At 72.7% G+C, this 19908-nt stretch carries 16 protein-coding genes; 13 read left to right on the forward strand and 3 right to left on the reverse strand.

Annotation, left to right across the window (positions count from 1 at the left end; genetic code table 11):
• The first annotated feature begins 3 nt into the window (after nucleotides 1-3).
• Together DEI88_RS06160 and DEI88_RS06165 are read left to right on the forward strand one after the other, a co-directional pair.
• Nucleotides 4-324: a hypothetical protein gene (locus DEI88_RS06160; RefSeq protein ID WP_258374976.1), complete on the forward strand. Its 321-nt coding sequence runs from the start codon at nucleotides 4-6 to the stop codon at nucleotides 322-324.
• A gap of 57 nt (nucleotides 325-381) precedes the next feature.
• Nucleotides 382-1812, forward strand: a complete 1431-nt coding sequence (locus DEI88_RS06165) for a hypothetical protein (RefSeq protein WP_111071698.1) — start codon at nucleotides 382-384, stop codon at nucleotides 1810-1812.
• Between the two features lie 25 nt (nucleotides 1813-1837).
• Here the strand turns inward: DEI88_RS06165 and DEI88_RS06170 are convergent, their stop codons facing one another.
• Nucleotides 1838-3292, reverse strand: coding sequence for a S1C family serine protease (locus DEI88_RS06170; RefSeq protein WP_258371980.1), 1455 nt, complete (start codon nucleotides 3290-3292; stop codon nucleotides 1838-1840).
• 190 nt (nucleotides 3293-3482) lie between these two features.
• On the opposite strand from DEI88_RS06170, the gene DEI88_RS06175 reads away from it, so the two are divergent.
• From DEI88_RS06175 to DEI88_RS06195, 5 genes are all read left to right on the forward strand, one after another.
• Nucleotides 3483-4502 (forward strand): FecCD family ABC transporter permease, encoded by a 1020-nt coding sequence (locus tag DEI88_RS06175; protein WP_111071699.1) that lies wholly within the window; start codon nucleotides 3483-3485, stop codon nucleotides 4500-4502.
• On the forward strand, nucleotides 4499-5521 hold the full coding sequence (locus DEI88_RS06180) for a FecCD family ABC transporter permease (protein ID WP_258371981.1): 1023 nt from the start codon (nucleotides 4499-4501) through the stop codon (nucleotides 5519-5521). Before DEI88_RS06175 ends, DEI88_RS06180 begins: the two co-directional genes overlap by 4 nt.
• 165 nt (nucleotides 5522-5686) lie before the next feature.
• Nucleotides 5687-6169, forward strand: coding sequence for an FHA domain-containing protein (locus tag DEI88_RS06185; protein ID WP_111008615.1), 483 nt, complete (start codon nucleotides 5687-5689; stop codon nucleotides 6167-6169).
• Nucleotides 6169-6876, forward strand: coding sequence for a transcriptional regulator FtsR (ftsR, locus tag DEI88_RS06190; RefSeq protein ID WP_111008616.1), 708 nt, complete (start codon nucleotides 6169-6171; stop codon nucleotides 6874-6876). Before DEI88_RS06185 ends, ftsR begins: the two co-directional genes overlap by 1 nt.
• Before the next feature lie 292 nt (nucleotides 6877-7168).
• Nucleotides 7169-7654 carry a MerR family transcriptional regulator gene (locus DEI88_RS06195; RefSeq protein ID WP_258368453.1) on the forward strand — a complete coding sequence of 162 codons (486 nt, stop codon included), beginning with the start codon at nucleotides 7169-7171 and terminating at the stop codon, nucleotides 7652-7654.
• 125 nt (nucleotides 7655-7779) lie between these two features.
• Here the strand turns inward: DEI88_RS06195 and DEI88_RS06200 are convergent, their stop codons facing one another.
• The gene (locus DEI88_RS06200) at nucleotides 7780-8595 is read right to left on the reverse strand and encodes a ParA family protein (protein WP_111008618.1); all 816 of its coding nucleotides are present in this window, start codon (nucleotides 8593-8595) and stop codon (nucleotides 7780-7782) included.
• 121 nt (nucleotides 8596-8716) lie between these two features.
• Between DEI88_RS06200 and DEI88_RS06205 the strand changes: the two genes are divergently transcribed.
• The 3 genes from DEI88_RS06205 to DEI88_RS06215 all read left to right on the forward strand — a co-directional run bounded on the left by DEI88_RS06205 (nucleotide 8717) and on the right by DEI88_RS06215 (nucleotide 14634).
• A complete protein-coding gene (locus tag DEI88_RS06205; RefSeq protein ID WP_111071700.1) occupies nucleotides 8717-12124 on the forward strand; it encodes a pyruvate carboxylase in 3408 nt (1135 codons plus the stop codon).
• Entirely contained in the window at nucleotides 12124-12615 is a 492-nt protein-coding gene (locus tag DEI88_RS06210) for a peptide deformylase (RefSeq protein ID WP_111008620.1), read from the forward strand. The genes DEI88_RS06205 and DEI88_RS06210 overlap by 1 nt, the downstream gene beginning before the upstream one ends.
• A 123-nt stretch (nucleotides 12616-12738) precedes the next feature.
• Nucleotides 12739-14634: a hypothetical protein gene (locus tag DEI88_RS06215; protein ID WP_146246040.1), complete on the forward strand. Its 1896-nt coding sequence runs from the start codon at nucleotides 12739-12741 to the stop codon at nucleotides 14632-14634.
• Nucleotides 14635-14695: 61 nt separating this feature from the next.
• Here the strand turns inward: DEI88_RS06215 and DEI88_RS06220 are convergent, their stop codons facing one another.
• Nucleotides 14696-16555 carry an AMP-dependent synthetase/ligase gene (locus tag DEI88_RS06220; RefSeq protein ID WP_111071702.1) on the reverse strand — a complete coding sequence of 620 codons (1860 nt, stop codon included), beginning with the start codon at nucleotides 16553-16555 and terminating at the stop codon, nucleotides 14696-14698.
• A gap of 118 nt (nucleotides 16556-16673) precedes the next feature.
• Here DEI88_RS06220 and DEI88_RS06225 point away from each other — a divergent pair, with 118 nt between their 5' ends.
• From DEI88_RS06225 to DEI88_RS06235, 3 genes are all read left to right on the forward strand, one after another.
• On the forward strand, nucleotides 16674-17627 hold the full coding sequence (locus tag DEI88_RS06225; protein WP_111008926.1) for an ROK family glucokinase: 954 nt from the start codon (nucleotides 16674-16676) through the stop codon (nucleotides 17625-17627).
• Nucleotides 17628-17654: 27 nt separating this feature from the next.
• A complete protein-coding gene (locus DEI88_RS06230; protein ID WP_111008623.1) occupies nucleotides 17655-18401 on the forward strand; it encodes a lysophospholipid acyltransferase family protein in 747 nt (248 codons plus the stop codon).
• 125 nt (nucleotides 18402-18526) lie between these two features.
• Entirely contained in the window at nucleotides 18527-19864 is a 1338-nt protein-coding gene (locus DEI88_RS06235; RefSeq protein ID WP_111008927.1) for a class II 3-deoxy-7-phosphoheptulonate synthase, read from the forward strand.
• The last annotated feature ends 44 nt before the right edge of the window (nucleotides 19865-19908 follow it).

Below are 19908 nucleotides of genomic sequence, written 5' to 3' on the forward strand. Positions count from 1 at the left end.
GCCGTGGACGACGACCCCGACGGCCAGGCCGACCCTGCCGACCACGCGGGGTCCGCTGCGCGTGACGACGTCCGCCGCGCGGACGCCCACCGCCGCCGGGCGCTCGCCCTCCTCGCCACCGCCCCGATCGGCACGCGCCTGGTGGTGCGCGCCCACCACGGCGACGGTGCGCGGGACGCCCTCGGCACCCTGGTCGCACGCACCGACACGATCTGCACGGTGCGCACCCGCCGCGAGGACGTCGACATCGCCCTCGCCACCGTCGTCGCCGCCCGTCCGGTGCCACCGCCGCCGCCGCCCCGCGAGCGCCGACGCGCGTCCTGAGCGCGCCGCCCGCGCGCCTCGTCGAGCGGGGGACCCGTCGCCCGTACCGTGAACGGCATGGTCCCCGCACCACAGGCACCGAACCCGGCACCGGCCCCGTCGTCGGTGGGCCCGTCGTCGGTGGCCCCGTCGTCGCCGGACGTGAGCTCGTCGGCCGGGATGCCGGCGCCGTCGCCCGGCCGGTCGACGCCGGGTCGCCGCGAGCACGCGGACACCGTGACCGACCGCACCGCCCGCGTCAGCATCGAGCGCCCCGCGTCCTGGGCGACCGTGCACGCCGCCGACGCGGACCTCCGGACGACCGGTGACGGCGTCACCGTGACCGTGCGCTCCCGCCCCAGCGACAACGGCATCGCGGACGAGACCGCCGCGCTGGTCGCTCGGCTGCCCGGCTCGGTCGACGGCGTGCTCGTCGTCGGGTGCGACCCGTGGGGGAGCGCGGGGGCGCCGGCCCGCCTCGTCGAGTACCACCGCCCCGCTCCGCCGCTGGAGGCCGCCGCCGCGACGGACCGCCCCGCGGTCGGCGAGTCGGACGGCACCGAGCACGGACACGAACCGCACCGGCCCGTTCCCGCCCTCGGCCACCGCGCCCCGGACCGCACGGGCGTCTTCGTGTCGCACCTGCTCGTCACCACCGGTCGGCACCGCATCGACGTCGTCGCCGAGCGCCCGCTCGCGGTCCTCGACGCCACCGACGACGTCGTCGCCCGCGTGCTCGAGTCCGTCCGCGTCGTCGGCCCCGCGCCGGCCGCAGCCCACCCGCCACGCGTGCTCGAGGACGTCCCGGTCCCCGTGCGCCCGACGCTCGCCCCGTTCGGTGTGCCGGTGGACGCCGAGGCGCTCGCCGCGCTGCAGGGCATGGCGGGCCGCCGTTGGAACCCCGCGGTCCTCCGGTCGCCCGGCGGTCGCTCGCTCATCGACCAGGGGCTCGTCGGCCGCTTCGGCACCGTCCCGTCACTGACGAGCGCGGTGCTCGCGCCCTGGGAAGCCGGCGTCGACCCAGTCACGCTCGAGCAGCAGCGGGAGGACGGGCCCGCCGCCCGGCTTCGCTGGTGGCGCGGCGACGCCGCCGTGACCGTGCTGGACGGGACCGAGGAGGCCGGCTTCCGCATCGGCAGCGTCGACGACGCCACGCTCCTGGCGCTCGCGGCCGGGAGGCTCGGGGTGACCCCGTCGTGGACCTTCGCCTTCGCGACGCCGCGGCTCCCGGCCGCGGTCCTGGACCGCCGGGTCGAGGACCCGACGGCCCGCCCCGACCTGCCCGCGGCGGTCCGCACGGCCGATCCGGTGCTCGCGCGGTTCTGGGACGCTCCGTGGACCGTGTCGCACCTCCGGGTGCCGACGCGGCCGCGTCCCGTCACGGTGGTCCACGCCGCGGGCGTCGGCTTCGCGCGCATCGGACGGGCGACGGCCGAGGGGACCGCGATCCGGGTCGAGGCGTCCGCGAACGTCCACCGTCTGCTCGTCCGCACGGTCCTGGCGGGCTGACCCCGGTCCTCCCGGACGTCCCGCGTCAGGCGGCCGGACCGGCGACCAGCGTCGCGGTGACCGTTCCCGCCGTGCCGTCGGCGGCGGTGTACCCGACGGTGACCGAGTCCCCCACGGCGTGTGCCTGGATGAGCTCGGTGAGCTGATCGGCACCGGTCACGGCGGTGCCGTCGATGCTCGTGATCGTGTCGCCCGCGGCGAGCCCGGCGTTCTCGGCCGGGGACCCGGACACCACGCCCTGCAGCGTCACACCGGAGCCGGTGGTCGGAGTCGTCGACGAGACCTCCGCGCCGAGGAAGGCCGGGGTCCCGATGACGATCGTCGAGGTCGCGGTGCCGGACAGGATCCGTTCGGCGATGCTCTTGGCCGTCGCGATCGGGATCGCGTACCCGGTGACGTCGCTCGTGCCCGACGACGCGGCGGTGGTCATCCCGACGACCTCGCCCTCGGAGTCGAGCAGCGGGCCGCCCGAGTCGCCGGACACGACGTCGGCCGCGACCTCGATGAGACCGGTGAGCGACTCCGTGCCGGTGCCGGACTCGCTCTGCACGGTGATGTCCTGGTCGAGCGCGGTCACGGAGCCCTTCGCGGCGACGAGTTCGCCCTGGCCCTCCGCGTTCCCGACGTCGGTCACGGTGTCGCCGACGGCCAGGTCGTCGTCGTCGTCGAGCGTCGCGGTGGTGAGGTCCGACGCCCCGCGCAGCTCGAGCACGGCGACGTCGTCGGTCTTGTCGGTGCCGACGACGTCCGCCGTGTAGGTCTTGCCGGTGGACTCGACGGTCACCTCGATGCTCGTGGCGTCCTCGACGACGTGGTTGTTCGTCAGGATCTCGCCGTCGGAGGAGATGATCATCCCGGTGCCGGCGGCCTGCGACGAGGAGTCGTAGTCGAGCGTCGTGTCGATCGTCACGATCCCGGCCTTCTGCGAGTCGGTGGCCGTGGTCTGGGCGCTGTCGGTGGATCCACTCGACCCCGTACCGCTCGACCCGGAACCGCTCGATCCGCTCGACGAGCCGTCGCCCGGGACGGACCAGCCGCCACCGATGCCGCCGCTGTCCGACGATCCGTTGCTCGAGGACCCGCTCGACTGGCTCGAGGTCGTGGTCCCCGTGTCCCGGGAGGCCAGGCCGAAGGCGGTGCCGCCCGCGGCGCTGACGATCGCGAGGGTGGCGACACCCGCCCCGACCATGAGGCCGACGCGGCGGCGCTTCGGCTTCGCTGCCGCGGTCGGGTCGGTGGCACCCGCCGTGGCGCCGACGAGGTAGGGGCCGTGGCCGTCGTGCGTGTACGTGTAGGGGCCGGAGCCGTCCGGCGCGTAGAGGTAGGGGCCCGATCCGTCGAACGCGTAGGCGGACCGCAGCGTGCTGGGGTCGACGTGCGGTGCCGCTGCGGGAGCCGGCGTGCCGATGGGCTGCGTGGTGTCGCGCGGGGCGTCCTCGCCGCGCTCGTCGTCGGCGGGGGTGGTGGGGTGCTCGGTCATTGGTCTCTCCGGTGGCTCGTCCGACAGCCGGTGGGGCGTCGATGCGTCCAGTACAGGACCCGATCCGATGAGTGACCTATGAGCGGCGTGGACAGCGGCTCCGCACTCCCTCGGGATCGGCTGCGGCGCCGTCGCCGTCGCCACCGCGCCCGCCGTTCGACCACGGGGGAGCCGGACTAGGCTTGCGCCGATGTCCCCGACCGCTCGTCCGCGCCGAGCGCGCCTCGTCGGGACGACCGCCGTGTCCCTGGTGGTGCTCGCCGCGGCGTGCGTGCTCAGCGTCATGGTCGGCGCGCGTCCGATCGATCCGCTGACGGTCGTCACGGTGCTCCTGCACCCCGGCCGGACGGACGAGATCACGCTCATCGTCGTCGGCGAGCGGGTGCCCCGGACGGCGCTCGGACTCGTCGCCGGAGCCGCGCTCGGCGTGGCGGGCGCGGTGATGCAGGGTGTCACCCGCAACCCGCTCGCGGATCCGGGCATCCTCGGCATCAACGCCGGCGCCGCACTCGCGGTGGTCGTCGGGACGACGGTGTTCGGGATCGCGGGCACGGCGGCGACGCTGCCGTTCGCCTTCGTCGGTGCCGCCGTCGCGGCCGTCGTGGTGTACGGGATCGCATCGGCCGGGAGGCGCGGGCCGACCCCGGTGGGCCTCGCTCTGTCCGGTGCCGTGGTCGCCGCCGCACTCGGGTCGGTCACGACCGCGGTCCTCCTGACGCACCAGTCGGCACTCGACCGCATCCGCTTCTGGCAGGTGGGTTCGCTGGCGACGGGGGACCTGCACGTCGTCGCTGTCGTCGCCGTGCCGGTCGTCGTCGGCCTGGCCATCGCCATGACCCTCGGCCGGTCACTCGACACGCTCGCCCTCGGGGACGAGCTCGCGGCGTCCCTCGGGCAGCGGGTCGTCGTGGCGCGGGCACTCGGCGCGCTCGCCACGGTCCTCCTCGCGGGGGCGGCGACGGCGGCGATCGGACCCGTCGGGTTCGTCGGGCTCGCGGTGCCGCACGCCGTCCGCCGTGTCACCGGTCCGGCGAACCGGTGGACCCTGCCGTTGTCCGCGATCGTGGCCCCGGCCCTCCTGCTCGTCGCCGACGTCATCGGTCGTGTCGTCGCCTTCCCGGGCGAGGTCCAGGTCGGCATCGTGACGGCGGTGATCGGCGCTCCCGTGTTCATCGCGCTCGTCCGGAGCAGGGCGGTGCGGGACCTGTGAGCGTGTCGACCCGGACCCCTCGGCGACCACGGGGCACCGATGCCGGACTGCGGCGCGAGCTCCTCGTGCTCGCGGGGGCCCTCGTGCTCGTCGTGGTGCTCGCCGTCGCCGCGCTCGGCCTCGGCGAGATCGCGATCTCCCCGGGTGCGGTCCTGGCCGCGCTCGTCGGACGCGCGGACCGCGTGACGGACTTCGTCATCACCGAGCTCCGCGGGCCCCGGCTGCTGGCGGCGGTCCTCGTCGGCGCGAGCCTCGGCACCGCCGGCGGGATCGTGCAGAGCGTCGTGCGGAACCCGATCGCGAGCCCCGACGTCATCGGGATCACCTCGGGCGCGAGCGCGTCGGGCATCACGGCCATCGCGCTGTTCGCCGCCTCGGGGCTCACCCTGTTCTCGGTCGTCGTCGTCGGTGCCGTCCTCGTGACGGTCGTCATCGCCGCGCTGAGCTGGCGCGGCGGGATCGGGGACAACCGGCTCGTCCTCGTCGGCGTCGGCGTCGCGGCGATCGCCGTGAGCGTCACGGGGTGGATGCTCACGCGCGGGAACGTGCAGGACGCCGCCGTCGCGCTCGTGTGGCTCACGGGCAGCCTCAACGCGGTCGACCCCACGGTGCTCGCGGTGCTGGCGGTGGCGTTCGTCGTGCTGTTCGTCCTCGCCCTCCTCCAGTCGCCGCGGCTCGGGGTGCTCACCCTCGGGGACGACGTCGCGGCGTCGTTGGGGCTGCCGCCGGACCGGGCCAAGGTGCTGCTCGTCCTCACCGCGGTCGGCCTGAGCGCCTCGGCGGTGGCGGCTGCGGGCCCGGTGTCGTTCGTCGCGCTCATGGCCGCGCCGATCGCCCGTCGTCTCGTCGGTCGTGGTCGCGTCGCCCTCGCTCCCGCCGCCGCGGTGGGGGCCGTCATCGTGCAGGCGAGCGACCTCGTGGCGCAGTTCGCGATCCCCGGGGTGGCGGTGCCCGTCGGCGTCGTCACGGGCATCGTCGGCGCGCCGTACCTGCTCTGGCTGATCGCGCGCGGGCGCTGACCGCGCCCGCCCGTTCCACGCTGCTCCACGCCGACCGAGCGGGCCTCCCGGCGGTCCCGCCGTGTGCGGGACGTGTGTGGACCGTGCGGTCGCTCCACAGGAGTGAAAGGGCGTTCGCGGTGCCGCGCGTTTCCGATACGCTGGTCCGCCAGAAGGAGGTCCACGATGGCAGGTCCAACGGGTCCGCGCGACGGCGCCGCACGATCCGATGCGCCCGAGCGGCGCGTCGACACCACCCTGACCTTCAGCATGGACATGGGGGCGGCGCTCACACCGGAGAACGGTGTCTCGACCGAGGAGATCGACGCGATCGGCGCGCTGCCGTCCGGGTCGGCGCTGCTCGTCGTCCGCCGCGGGCCGAACGCCGGGGCTCGGTTCCTGCTCGACTCCGACGTCACGACGGCCGGCCGACACCCCGACGCCGACATCTTCCTCGACGACGTCACGGTGTCGCGCAAGCACGCCGAGTTCCTCCGGCACGGTACGAGCTTCAGCGTCAAGGACCTCGGATCGCTCAACGGCACCTACTTCGACGGCGTCCGCATCGACGAGGCCCTGCTCGCCGACGGCGCCGAGGTGCAGGTCGGCAAGTTCCGCCTCACCTTCTACGCGTCCCGCGTCGACATCGCGCGCCTGGCGACCGCGTAGTGCCGGCGCGGAGCGCTGCGGCCCGGTCGACGGCCGCGGGTCCCGACCTGCTCACGATCGGGCAGGTGCTCGCGCGGTTGAAGCCCGAGTTCCCGGACCTGTCGAACTCCAAACTCCGGTTCCTCGAGGAACGCGAGCTCGTGACGCCGATCCGGACCGAGAGCGGATACCGCAAGTTCTCGCCCGCCGACGTCCAGCGGCTCCGGATCGTCCTGGGCCTGCAGCGAGACCACTACCTGCCGCTCAAGGTCATCAAGGAGTACCTGGCCGACCTCGACGCCGGGCGCGACCCGGTCCTGCCGGGTGGTGCCGACGGCCCGCGGCCCTCGATCCTCGGCACCGAGCGGCGGTACACGCGCGACGAGCTCGTCCGCGCGGCCGGCGCGACCCCGATGCTCGTGTCGGACGCCGTGTCCGCGTCGCTGCTGCCGGCCGTCGAGCACTACGGTGAGGACGCCGTCACCGTCGTCAAGGCGCTCGTGGAGCTGCAGCGCACCGGCATCGAGCCACGGCATCTCCGCACGTTCCGGGCGTCGGCGGAGCGCGAACTCGGTCTCATCGAGTCGGCGCTCATGCCCGTCCGGCGCCGGTCCGACGCCACCTCACGCGCCAAGGCGGCGGAGCTCGCCCGCGAGATCGCAGGGCAACTCGAGGTCGTCCGGTCGAGCCTCATCCGGGCTGCGATCGGGCGGTTCGACGCCTCGTGAGCACGGGGCCCGAACGTGGACAGCCGGTGTCGGTCGGGCTTATCCTCGACACGCCGAACTCCCCGGTGCGGATGTCCCGCGACGACCGGGTCCGACTCGCTAGCGTGGACCTCGGCACAACTCTCAACCGATCGTTGAATGTTCGGTTGCGGGCCGGAACGTCGTGGAAGGCAGTCTGATGAGTGGGAACGAAACGCCCCGGACCCCCGGGGACGCACCGTCCGACGCAGCCGTGGACACGCCCGACGGCGAGCTGACCCGCTACGACCTCGGCCTGCTGTTCACCGACGGCATGCCCGAGCGCGACGAGTCCAACGGCTACCGCGGCACCGTCGCCGCCCGGGCCGCGGGCATCAGCTACCGCCAGCTCGACTACTGGGCGCGGACGGGCCTCGTCGAGCCGACCATCCGTGGCGCGGCGGGGTCCGGTTCGCAGCGGCTCTACGGCTTCCGCGACATCCTCGTGCTCAAACTCGTCAAGCGCCTGCTCGACACCGGCATCTCGCTGCAGCAGATCCGCACCGCGGTGAACCAGCTCCGCGAGTCGGGGGTGAACGACCTGGCACAGACGACCCTGATGTCCGATGGGGCGTCCGTGTACCTCTGCACCTCGAACGACGAGGTCATCGACCTGGTCTCCCGAGGGCAGGGTGTCTTCGGCATCGCGGTCGGCAAGGTCCTGCGCGAGGTCGAGACGAGTCTCGTGGAACTCGACTCGACGCCGGCGGCCGACCCGAGCGACGAGCTCGCGGCGCGCCGGGCCTCCCGGGCCTCCTGACCCGCGCGGTCTCCCGGGTCTCCTGACCCACGCGTCCGACGGCGCAGCGCACACGGCAGGCGACACGGGGCCGCCGCGCCTCGGCCGGCTCAGGCGCCTCGGCCGGCTCAGGCGCCTCGGCCGGCTCAGGCCTGCGCGACCCCCTCGGCGTACTCGCCGATCTTGCCCGTCCGCATGATCCGCTCGAGCAGCAGGTCGAAGTTCCGTGCCATCTCCTGCGCGGACTCGCCCGGCCACACGTGCAGCGGCTTCGCGGCACCCTGGGCCTGCTGCAGTGACGTCCGTTCGGGCAGCTGGGGCGACAGCACGAGCGGGCCGAACATGTCGCGGAGCTCCTTGATGCGGAACTGGTGCTCGAGCGACTGCACGCGGGCACGGTTGACGATGATGCCGAGCGGCTGGAGGCGCGGGGAGAGTCCGCGGCGGATCTCCTCGATGGCGCGCAGTGCACGGTCGGCCGCCGCGACGGAGAACAGCCCCGGCTCGGTGACGACGGACACGCGGTCCGAGGCGGCCCACGCCGTGCGGGTCAGGGCGTTGAGCGAGGGAGCGCAGTCGATGAGCACGAGGTCGTAGTCGGCCTCGACGTTGGCGAGGGCCTCCTCGAGCTTCCAGATGTCCCGGATCGAGGGGTGCGGACCGTCGAAGTTGATGGCCGAGGGGGAGCCGACCATGACGTCGATCTTGCCCTGGCGTCCCTTGGTCCACCCGGATGGGGCGATCGCCTGACGGACGATCTTCTCCTTCGGGTTCTCGAGCACGTCGGCGACGTTGAGGTGGCCGGCGAGCGAGATGTCGAGCCCCGTGGAGACGTCCGACTGGGGGTCGAGGTCGACCACGAGGGTGCGGAGTCCCTTGGCGAACGCGGCTGACGTCAGGCCGAGGGTCACGGTCGTCTTGCCGACGCCTCCTTTGAGGGAGCTGACGCTGAGTACATGCACGTCGAGACACGATAGCCCCACTAGGGTTGAACCACCTCAAGATCCGCCGTGCTCGACGGCCGATCGCGCCGTCCGCCCGGGCACCACGACGACGCCCGGGTGCATGCCGAAAGGGCAGCCCGTGTTCCGCAAGATCCTGGTCGCGAACCGAGGCGAGATCGCCATCCGGGCGTTCCGCGCCGCGTACGAGCTCGGTGCCCGGACGGTCGCCGTCTACCCCTACGAGGACCGGAACTCCGAGCACCGGCTCAAGGCGGACGAGGCGTACCAGATCGGCGAGCCCGGTCACCCGGTCCGGGCCTACCTCGACGTCGCCGAGATCGTCCGCGTCGCCCGCGAGTGCGGCGCGGACGCGATCTACCCCGGGTACGGCTTCCTGTCCGAGAACCCGGAGCTGGCGGCCGCTGCGGCAGCGGCCGGCATCACGTTCATCGGCCCGGGCGAACGCGTGCTCGAGATGGCCGGCAACAAGGTCACGGCGAAGGAACACGCCGTCGCGGCGGGGGTGCCCGTCCTCGCCAGCACGCCGGCCTCCCGCGACGTCGACGAGCTCGTGCGCGGCGCCCAGGCCATCGGGTTCCCGGTGTTCGCCAAGGCCGTCGCCGGTGGCGGTGGCCGGGGGATGCGCCGTGTCGCCCGGCCCGAGGACCTCCGTCCCGCCCTCGAGGAGGCCATGCGCGAGGCCGACAGTGCGTTCGGCGACCCGACGATGTTCCTCGAGCAGGCTGTGCTCCGGCCCCGGCACATCGAGGTCCAGATCCTCGCGGACGCCACCGGCGACGAGGCCGGGACCATCCACCTGTTCGAGCGCGACTGCTCGGTGCAGCGCCGGAACCAGAAGGTCATCGAGATCGCGCCGGCGCCGGACCTCGACCCCGCGGTGGCGGCAGCGCTGCACCGGGACGCCGTCGCCTTCGCCCGGTCGATCGGCTACGTGAACGCGGGCACGGTCGAGTTCCTGCTCGACACGGTCGGCGAGCGCGCCGGGCGGCACGTCTTCATCGAGATGAACCCCCGCATCCAGGTCGAGCACACCGTGACCGAGGAGGTCACCGACGTCGACCTCGTCCAGGCGCAGATGCGGATCGCGGCGGGCGAGACGCTGGCGGACCTGGGACTGTCGCAGGAGGACGTGGCGGTGCACGGGGCTGCCCTGCAGTGCCGCATCACGACCGAGGACCCGTCGCAGGGGTTCCGCCCGGACACCGGCCGGATCACGACCTACCGGAGCCCGGGTGGCGCGGGGGTCCGCCTCGACGGCGGCACGGTGTCGACCGGCGCGCAGATCAGCCCGCACTTCGACTCGATGCTCGCCAAGATGACGTGCCGCGGGCGGTCGTTCCCCGCCGCGGTCGCTCGGGCCCGTCGTGCGCTCGCCGAGTTCCGCATCCGCGGCGTGAGCACGAACATCCCGTTCCTCCAGGCCGTCCTGGAGGACCCGGACTTCGCTCGCGGTGACGTCAGCACGTCGTTCATCGAGGAGCGCCCGCAGCTGCTCGGCGGCCACGTCTCGCGGGACCGTGGCACCAAGGTGCTGGCGTGGCTCGCGGACGTCACCGTCAACCAGCCGAACGGGCCGGGCACGGGTGCCCTCGACCCGGCGGTGAAGCTCCCGCGTGTGGACCTGGGACAGGAGCCGCCCGCCGGGCAGCGGCAGCGCCTCCTCGCCCTCGGTCCGGCGCGCTGGGCGGAAGCCCTGCGCGCGCAGACGGCCCTGGCCGTCACCGAGACGACCATGCGCGACGCCCACCAGTCCCTGCTCGCGACCCGCGTCCGCAGCACGGACCTCGTCGCGGTCGCGCCGTACGTCGCGCGGCTCACCCCGGAACTGCTCAGCATCGAGGCCTGGGGCGGCGCGACGTACGACGTCGCCCTGCGGTTCCTCGGCGAGGACCCGTGGGAACGGCTCGCGGCCCTCCGTGCGGCGATGCCGAACATCCCGATCCAGATGCTCCTCCGCGGCCGCAACACGGTCGGCTACACGCCGTACCCGACCGAGGTCACCGAGGGTTTCGTCGCCGAGGCCGCGGCGACGGGCGTCGACGTCTTCCGCGTGTTCGACGCCCTCAACGACGTCGCGCAGATGCGACCCGCCCTGGAGGCCGTGCTCGCGACCGGCACGGCCGTCGCCGAGGCCGCGCTCTGCTACACGGCCGACCTGCTCGACCCGGCGGAGGACCTCTACACGCTCGACTACTACCTGCGCCTCGCGGAGCAGATGGTGGCGGCGGGTGCGCACGTGATCGGGATCAAGGACATGGCGGGCCTCCTCCGTGCCGGTGCTGCCGACCGCCTCGTGACGGCCCTGCGGGAGCGGTTCGACCAGCCGGTCCACGTGCACACGCACGACACCGCCGGCGGGCAGCTGGCGACCCTCCTGGCGGCGAGCCGCGCCGGAGCGGACGCCGTCGACGTCGCGGCCGCGCCCATGGCGGGCACCACGAGCCAGCCGAGCATGTCGGCGCTCGTGGCGGCGCTGGCGCACACGGAGCGCGACACCGGGCTCGCACTGCGGGCGGTGAGCGACCTCGAGCCCTACTGGGAGGCCGTCCGCCGCGTCTACCGGCCGTTCGAGTCGGGCCTCCCGGGTCCCACCGGTCGGGTGTACGTGCACGAGATCCCGGGCGGGCAGCTGTCGAACCTCCGGCAGCAGGCGATCGCGCTCGGCCTCGGCGACCGGTTCGAGGAGGTCGAGGACCAGTACGCCGCGGCCAACCGGATCCTGGGACGCCCGACCAAGGTGACCCCGTCCTCCAAGGTGGTGGGCGACCTCGCACTCCAGCTCGCGGCGGTCGGCGCCGACCCCGCCGACTTCGAGCAGCACCCCGAGCGGTACGACGTGCCGGACTCGGTCGTGGGGTTCATGGCGGGCGAGCTCGGGGACCTGCCCGGCGGCTGGCCGGAGCCGTTCCGCAGCAAGGTGCTCGCCGGGCGCGAGGTCCACCTCACGACGACGCCGATCTCGGACGAGGACGCCGCGGTGCTCGCCGAGCCGGGCCGGGCGCGGCAGGCGGCCCTGAACCGGCTCCTGTTCCCGGGTCCGACCGACGAGTTCCACCGTGTCCGGGACCAGTACGGCGACCTCTCGGGCGTGGGGACCGCCGACTACCTGTACGGGCTCAAGCAGGGGCGGGAGCACGTCGTGTCGATCGCCCGGGGCGTCACGCTCCACGTCGGCCTCGAGGCCATCGGCGACGCCGACGAGCGCGGCATGCGCACGGTCATGACCACCCTGAACGGGCAGCTCCGCCCCGTGTACGTCCGTGACCGGTCGGTCGCGGTGGAGTCGAAGGCCGCCGAGAAGGCCGATCGCGACGACCCGGGTCAGGTCGCGGCACCGTTCTCCGGTGTCGTGACGCTCAAGGTGCAGCCCGGCGACCGCGTCGAGGCGGGGCAGGCCGTGGCGAGCATCGAGGCGATGAAGATGGAGGCGGCGATCACGACGCCCCGTGCGGGAACGGTGACACGGCTGGCCGTCCCGGTGACCCAACAGGTCGACGCCGGGGACCTCCTGGTGGTGGTCGCCTGATGACGGTCCGACCCATCCGGTTGTTCGGCGACCCCGTGCTGCGGTCACCGGCCGACCCGGTCCGGATCGGCGCGGACGGCGTCGCGGACCTCGTGCAGGACCTCCTCGACACGGTGCGGGTGCCGGGCCGTGCCGGCGTGGCCGCGCCGCAGATCGGCGTCGGACTGCGCGCCTTCAGCGTCAACGTCGACGGTTTCGTCGGCTACGTGCTCAACCCGGAGCTCGTCGAGACCCGTGGCGAGCCCGAGCTCATGGACGAGGGATGCCTCTCGGTGCCCGGCCTGGCGTACCCGACCCGACGGTTCCCGTACGCGCGGGTGCGGGGCCTCGACGTCGACGGCGCCGAGGTCGTGCTCGAGGGTGAGGGGCTCATGGCGGAGGCGCTGCAGCACGAGACGGACCACCTCGACGGCACCGTCTACGTCATGACGCTCGATCCGGAGACACGACGACGTGCGCTCCGCGACATCCGCGGGCAGGATTGGTTCTGACCGGGGCGCACATCGCTCCCGACGCGGGCACCCCCGTTCACGGGGTGGACGCGGATCAGGTTCCCTGGTCACCGTGGACCCGGACGCAGAGAGGGCGTCCGCCGACAGGATCAGGGGACAGCGATGTCATCATCAGGAACACGTCTCGTCCGTGCGCGCTCGCGCCGCGGACGACTGACCGCCCTCGGGGTGGTCCTCACGGTCGTCGCCGCGCCGCTCGCGGTGGTGACGGTCAGTGCTGCGGCACCGGCACACGCCGCGACCGAGCCGGTGGTGGGGGAGTCCCCGGACTACGCGTCCGAGACCTTCCAGGACCCGTGGGACTTCAGCGACGCGGCCGACTACAACACCGACCTCAGCGGGCCCGGCACCTACAAGGTGGCCAACGGGCAGCTGTCGATGAACTACGGCACCGGGGGCTTCATCTCGCTCGTCGACACGGTGAGCGGCAGCTTGGCCTACGGGCGGGACGGTGCCGCGGCGCCGATCAACACGTCGCGCTACCAGCGCCTGGCGTTCGAGATGAACACGTCGTCGGCCGGTTCGGGCAAGGGCATCGTCTACTGGTACACCTGCCGCGAGAAGACGAGCAGCTGCCTCGGCGGGACCACCTTCAACGTCACGGCGGGCGACCACGTGTACGACATCCCGCTCAACGGGACGTCGAACCAGGGCAGCAAGATCCCGTGGACGAGCGCGAAGGTGGTCGCACTCCGCGTCCAGCCCATCGTCACGAACGCGGCGCACCCCACGGTGTCGGCGACCCTGAACTGGGTGCGCCTGCACGGCGGCACGACGGCGCAGGCCGCGATGCCGGCCGGCGACCACGGCACCTACCGGGTCGAGCCGATGCCCGAGCCGGTGGTGGACAGCCCCAGCCCGGCGGACGGCAAGGACCTCGCCACGGTCCAGCGGGGCAAGCCGTGGGAGTTCACCTCGTCGGCGAACGCGTCGGGCGTCACGCTGCAGAACGCGCGGCTCATCCACTACGGCAGCGACGGTCTGACGGCGCAGAACCAGGGGCCGAACCAGGGCGACCCGCAGGTCCACCTGCCCGTCCAGAAGTTCAGCGCGAACCAGTACCACTACCTCACCTTCGACCTGACCTACGACGGCGGGTTCTCACTGGCGAGCGCTGCGGGCGGCGGCAAGATGGCGCGCGTCATCTGGTACGGCGCGAGCACGTCGACGCCGCAGATCGGCAACGACATCCTGACGTTCTCCGGGGCGAACGCCCGTGAGGTCGCGATCGACATGACCGCGGTGAACCCCCTCGACGAGACCGCCCTCAACCCGAAGGTCGGGTGGGCCGGCCAGGTGATCACCGGGTTCCGGTTCGACCCGAACGAGGACAAGGGTGCCGCGGTCTGGCACCTCAAGTCGATCCACCTGCGGAACACGCCGGCCGCGACCGGCAGCACGACGGTCAAGTTCCACGACGCGGCGTGGGTCGCCGGCACGACGGCCGACGTCAAGGTCGGCACGAGCGCGAACGGTTCCGGTTACACGACGATCGCGTCCGGCGTCCCGGTGCAGCAGGGTACGAACGCCACGACCTTCTCGCTCGGCTCGATGGCCGCGGGGACCTACCACGTCGAGGTCGTGCTCCACCACCCGAACAGCGGGAACGCACTGGCGTTCTCGTCCGCGCCGGTCATCATGTCCAAGGCCGCCGCGTCGGGCTCGACCGTCTCGGCCACCCCGAAGGGCAGCTTCGACACCCTCACGGCGACGAGCGGCGGGGCCACGGCACGCGGGTGGGCATGGGACCCGGACCAGACCTCGAGCACGGAGGTCCGGCTGTACGACCAGACCTCCGGGTCGAAGTACCTGGGAAGCGTGACGACCTCCATCGCCCGGTCCGACGTGGCGCGTGCGGTGGCGGGAGCCCCGGCGAACACCGGGTGGAGCACGACGGTCTCGCTGGCGAAGGGCACCCACAAGGTGTGCGCGTACGCGATCAACCAGGGCGGTGGGTCGAACCCGACGCTCGGATGCAAGTCCGTGACGGTCGGCTGAACCGCGACCACACACGAACGCCCCGCCGGTGCTCCGGCGGGGCGTTCGTCGTCGGGTCGGGTCAGTACCCGCGGTGCCGGTGCTCCACGACCGGCACCGCGGTGGTCTGCACCGCGGAGCCCGAGTAGATGTGCTCGATGTCGGCGGCGTGGTCGAAGAGCACCCGGTCCCGCTTGACGGTGAGCTTCGGCGTGAGGTGCCCGGACGCCTCCGTGAACTCGGCGTCCAGGATCGTGAACGAGCGGATCGACTCGGCGCGGGACACGCGCTGGTTCGCGGCGTCGATCGCGTGCTGCACGGCCGTGTGGACGCGTGCGTCGTGGGCGGCGCTCCGGGGGGTGAGCGCGGGGACGATCCCGTTCGCCGCGCACCAGCCGGCCAGCATCTCGCGGTCCAGGGTGACGAGCGCCGCGACGAACGGCTTGCCCTCGCCGACGACGACGACCTGCGCGACGAGCGGGTGCTCGCGCACGGCGTCCTCGAGCGGGGCGGGTGCGACGTTCTTGCCGCTCGCGGTGACGATGAGCTCCTTCGCGCGCCCGGTGACGGTCAGGACGCCGTGCTCGTCGAGCGTCCCGAGGTCACCGGTGCGGAACCAGCCGTCGACGAACGCCTGCTCGGTGGCGTCGGGGCGGTTCCAGTACCGGTCGAACACGTCGACGCCACGGACGAGGATCTCGCCGTCGTCGGCGATCCGCACCTCGACGCCGGGGAGGGCGCGGCCGACGGACCCGATGCGGATCTCCGCCGCCCGGTTGACGGTCGCGGGTGCGGTCGTCTCGGTCAGGCCGTAGCCCTCGAGCACGAGCACCCCGACGGACCGGAAGAAGTGGGCCAGGCAGGGCGACAGCGGTGCCGACCCACTGATCGCGTACCGCACCCGACCGCCGAGCGCTTCGCGGAGCTTCGCGTAGACGAGCCGGTCGAACAGCCGGAACCGCAGGCGGAGGCCGAGCGGGACCGTCCCGGTGGCGAGCGCCTCGGAGTGCTCGACCGCGGTGTCGGCCGCCAGCCGGAACACCCGGCCGCGTCCGCCGACGGCCGCCTTCTGCTCGGCCGCGTTGTAGATCTTCTCGAACACGCGCGGGACAGCGAGCAGGAACGTCGGCCGGAACGTGGCGACCGCGTGCATGAGGTCCTTGGTGTCCGGCTCGTGACCGACGAGCACACCGGTCCCGATCGACATGACGGCGATGAACCGCGCGAACACGTGCGCCATGGGGATGAACAGCAGTGTCGACGCGCCCTCCTCGACGACGTCCGCCATCGCCTCCGCCGCACCCTCGACGAGCGTCGTGAAGTTGTCGTGACGGAGGACGCAGCCCTTCGGCCGACCCGTCGTGCCGGAGGTGTAGATGATGGTCGCGTCGTCGTGCGCGGACACCTCGTCGAGGCGGGCGTCCAGCTCGGCGTCGGTCACCGGTTCGCCGAGTCGCGCCAGGTCGTCGAGCCCGCCGCCGTCGATGGTCCAGTGCTGCGCCAGACGCGGGAGGTCCGGGGCGACGCCCGCCACACGGCGTGCGTGCTCCTCGCTCTCGACGACGATCGCGACGGACTCGGAGTCCTGGAGGATGTACCGGACCTGGTCCGGCGAGCTCGTCTCGTAGACGGGCACCGACACGAGACCCGCGTGCCAGATCGCGAAGTCGACGATGGTCCACTCCGACCGCGTGCGGGACAGCACGGCGATGTGGGCGCCCGGCTCGAGTCCTGCGGCGACGAGGCCCTTGGCGACGGCGCGGACGCGGGCGAGGACGCTCGCAGCGCTCATCGGCACCCACCGTTCCCCGTGCCGCTGGGCGAGGAGTCCGCGATCGGGCGTCGCCGCGGCCCGTTCGACGAGGATCCGGGCGGCGGAACCGTGCCCGGCGTCCGCGTGGGTCTGGTCGGTCCCCTCGGGTGAGGTTCGGTGATCGTGCACGGCAACTCCCTCGTCGACCGTCGATGCTGATCCGCCTCGTCGTCGAGCCGGACGCGCTCAGCATAGGACCCACGCCCCCGCGCGAGTCCAGTGTCCACACCGGGTAGGGTCGATGTTCGTGCATGCCATCGGAATCGACATCGGGGGCACGAAGATCGCGGGCGCGGTCGTCTCCGAACTCGGCGAGATCGTCGCGGAGGACCGGGTCCCCACCAACGCCGCGGACCCCACCGCCATGCTCGACGACGTCGTCTCGATGGTCGAACGCCTCCGCGCGGAGCACGCGATCGAGGCCGTCGGTGTCGCGGCTCCCGGGTTCATCGACGCCTCGCAGTCGATCGTCTACTACACGCCGAACATCCGGTGGCGGAACGAGCCGCTGCGGCAGCGGCTGCAGGAACGCCTCGGCGACGTGCACATCACCGTCGACAACGACGCCAACGCCGCGGGCTGGGCGGAGTTCCGCTTCGGTGCCGGCCGCCTCGTCAGCGACATGACGATGCTCACGATCGGCACCGGTGTCGGTGGGGCGATCGTCACCGAGGACCGCTTGTTCCGCGGCGGCTTCGGCACCGGCGGCGAGATCGGCCACCTCCGCATCGTCCCGAACGGGCTCCCGTGCGGCTGTGGCGCGCGCGGGTGCATCGAGCAGTACGGCTCGGGTCGGGCGCTGCAGCGGATGGCGAACGACGTCGCGGACGCCGGTGGGATCGGTGTCGCCCTCGCCGAGGCCCGCGACGCCAACGGCGGCACGCTGGACGGGCAGATCGTCGGCGACCTCATCCTCGCCGACGACCCGGGGGCCCTCGCGGCGCTCCGTCGACTCGGACGACACCTCGGCGAGGCGTGCGCGTCGTTGTCGGCCGTGCTCGACCCGCAGCTGTTCGTGTTCGGGGGTGGGGTCGCGAGCGCGGGGGACCGCCTGCTCGAACCGATCCGTCAGGCGTACCTGAACAACCTGCCCGCGCGGGGTTACCATCCGGAGCCGGACTTCGTCATCGCGGAGCTCGTGAACGACGCGGGTGTCGTCGGTGCCGCGGACCTGGCGCGGATCCACGCGCGGACCGCCTGACCGCTCGACCGGACCGAGGACGCGACGATGCTCTACTGGGTGCTCAAGAACCTGCTCATCGGACCACTGCTCACGGCGGTGTTCCGCCCGTGGGTCGTCGGGCGTGAGCACGTTCCGGCGACGGGTCCCGTCATCTTCGCCAGCAACCACGTGTCGTTCATCGACTCCGTGATCCTGCCGGTCGTGCTCGACCGCCGGATCTCGTTCCTCGCCAAGAGCGACTACTTCACCGGTCGTGGGATCAAGGGCTGGGCCACGAAGACCGCCTTCGGCGCGCTCGGCCAGCTGCCCATCGACCGATCGGGCGGCAAGGCGAGCGAGGCCTCCCTGCGGACGGGCCTCGGCGTGCTGGCGCGCGGGGAGCAGCTCGGCATCTACCCGGAGGGCACGCGCAGCCCGGACGGGCGCCTCTACCGCGGCCGCACGGGCGTCGCCCGCATGGTGCTCGAGGGGCGCGTCCCGGTCGTCCCGGTCGCCATGGTCGGCACGCGCGAGGTCATGGCGATCGGTCAGCACGTGCCGAAGATCAAGCGCGTCGGGGTCGTCTTCGGCGAGCCCCTCGACTTCTCCCGCTTCACGGGCCTGGAGTCGGACCGCTTCATCCTCCGCAGCGTGACCGACGAGATCATGCACGAGCTCCGACGCCTGAGTCACCAGGAGTACGCCGACGTGTATGCGTCGAGCGTGAAGGAGCGCGGCGCAGCGGCCCTCCGGTCCACGGGGCAGCGCGTCGGTTCCACCGCTGGGGAACAGGGCGCCACGCTTCCACGTTAGGCTCAGTCAGTCCGCACGCCCCGACCGGTGTGGACAGCCCTGCCCGACGTGGCATCGAGCCACACAACCACGAGGGAATCGAAGTGTTCGAGTCGACCGACATCGTCGCCCTGCAGGATCCGGACGTGATCGAGGGGCTCGACTATTGGCGGACGCTCCCGATCAAGCAGCAGCCGGCGTGGCCCGACCCGGTCGCGGCTGAGGCCGCATCGGCCGAGATCGCGACCTTCCCGCCGCTCGTGTTCGCTGGCGAGGTCGACGTGCTGCGCGACCGGCTCGCGGCGGCGGCTCGGGGTCAGGCCTTCCTCCTCCAGGGCGGTGACTGCGCCGAGACGTTCGCCGGTGCGACCGCCGACGCCATCCGCAACCGGGTGAAGACGATCCTGCAGATGGCCGTCGTCCTGACGTACGGCGCCTCCACGCCCGTCATCAAGATGGGACGCATGGCGGGGCAGTTCGCCAAGCCGCGGTCGAGCGACTTCGAGACCCGCGGTGACGTCACCCTGCCCGCCTACCGCGGCGACATCATCAACGGCTACGACTTCACGCCGGAGTCCCGGCAGGCGGATCCCCAGCGTCTCGTGCGGGGGTACCACACCGCGGCGTCGACGCTGAACCTCATCCGCGCCTTCACGCAGGGCGGGTTCGCCGACCTCCGACAGGTGCACAGCTGGAACAAGGGCTTCGCCGAGAACCCGGCGAACGCGCGGTACGAGCACCTGGCCCGCGAGATCGACCGCGCCATCCGGTTCATGGAGGCCGCGGGCGCGGACTTCGACGAACTCAAGCACGTCGAGTTCTACGCGTCGCACGAGGGCCTCCTCATGGACTACGAGCGCCCGATGACGCGTATCGACTCGCGGTCCGGGCTGCCGTACGACACGTCCGGCCACTTCGTGTGGATCGGGGAGCGCACGCGCGACATCGACGGCGCGCACGTCGACTTCCTGTCGCGGGTTCGGAACCCGATCGGCGTGAAGCTCGGGCCGTCGACCTCGGCCTCCGACATGGAGGCGCTCATCGACAAGCTCGACCCCGAGCGCGAGCCGGGCCGCCTGACGTTCATCACGCGCATGGGTGCGGGCCTCGTGCGCGAGAAACTCCCGCCCCTGCTCGAGGCGATCAAGGGCATGGACGCCAACCCGCTCTGGGTCTCCGACCCGATGCACGGCAACGGCCTCACGACGCCGACCGGCTACAAGACGCGGCGTTTCGACGACGTCGTGGACGAGGTCCGCGGCTTCTTCGAGGCCCACCGCGCGGTCGGGACCTACCCGGGCGGCATCCACGTCGAACTCACGGGCGACGACGTCACCGAGTGCCTCGGTGGGTCCGAGCACATCGACGAGGAGACCCTCGCCACGCGGTACGAGTCGCTCTGTGACCCGCGCCTCAACCACATGCAGTCGCTCGAGCTCGCGTTCCTCGTGGCCGAGGAGCTGAGCGCGGCACCGCGGTCCTGACGGTCCCCGGGACGGACGGGAGGCACGGCACCGGACCGGTGTCG

Source organism: Curtobacterium sp. MCBD17_003, assembly GCF_003234885.2.
Classification (GTDB): Bacteria; Actinomycetota; Actinomycetes; order Actinomycetales; family Microbacteriaceae; genus Curtobacterium.

What these genes read in the sequence shown, in the direction of transcription:
- DEI88_RS06210 (WP_111008620.1), top strand. Translation starts at nt 12,124, where the DNA reads ATGACGGTCCGACCCATCCGGTTGTTCGGCGACCCCGTGCTGCGGTCA.
- DEI88_RS06165 (WP_111071698.1), top strand. Translation starts at nt 382, where the DNA reads ATGGTCCCCGCACCACAGGCACCGAACCCGGCACCGGCCCCGTCGTCG.
- DEI88_RS06170 (WP_258371980.1), bottom strand. Translation starts at nt 3,292, where the DNA reads ATGACCGAGCACCCCACCACCCCCGCCGACGACGAGCGCGGCGAGGAC.
- DEI88_RS06185 (WP_111008615.1), top strand. Translation starts at nt 5,687, where the DNA reads ATGGCAGGTCCAACGGGTCCGCGCGACGGCGCCGCACGATCCGATGCG.
- DEI88_RS06175 (WP_111071699.1), top strand. Translation starts at nt 3,483, where the DNA reads ATGTCCCCGACCGCTCGTCCGCGCCGAGCGCGCCTCGTCGGGACGACC.
- DEI88_RS06230 (WP_111008623.1), top strand. Translation starts at nt 17,655, where the DNA reads ATGCTCTACTGGGTGCTCAAGAACCTGCTCATCGGACCACTGCTCACG.
- DEI88_RS06195 (WP_258368453.1), top strand. Translation starts at nt 7,169, where the DNA reads ATGCCCGAGCGCGACGAGTCCAACGGCTACCGCGGCACCGTCGCCGCC.
- DEI88_RS06215 (WP_146246040.1), top strand. Translation starts at nt 12,739, where the DNA reads ATGTCATCATCAGGAACACGTCTCGTCCGTGCGCGCTCGCGCCGCGGA.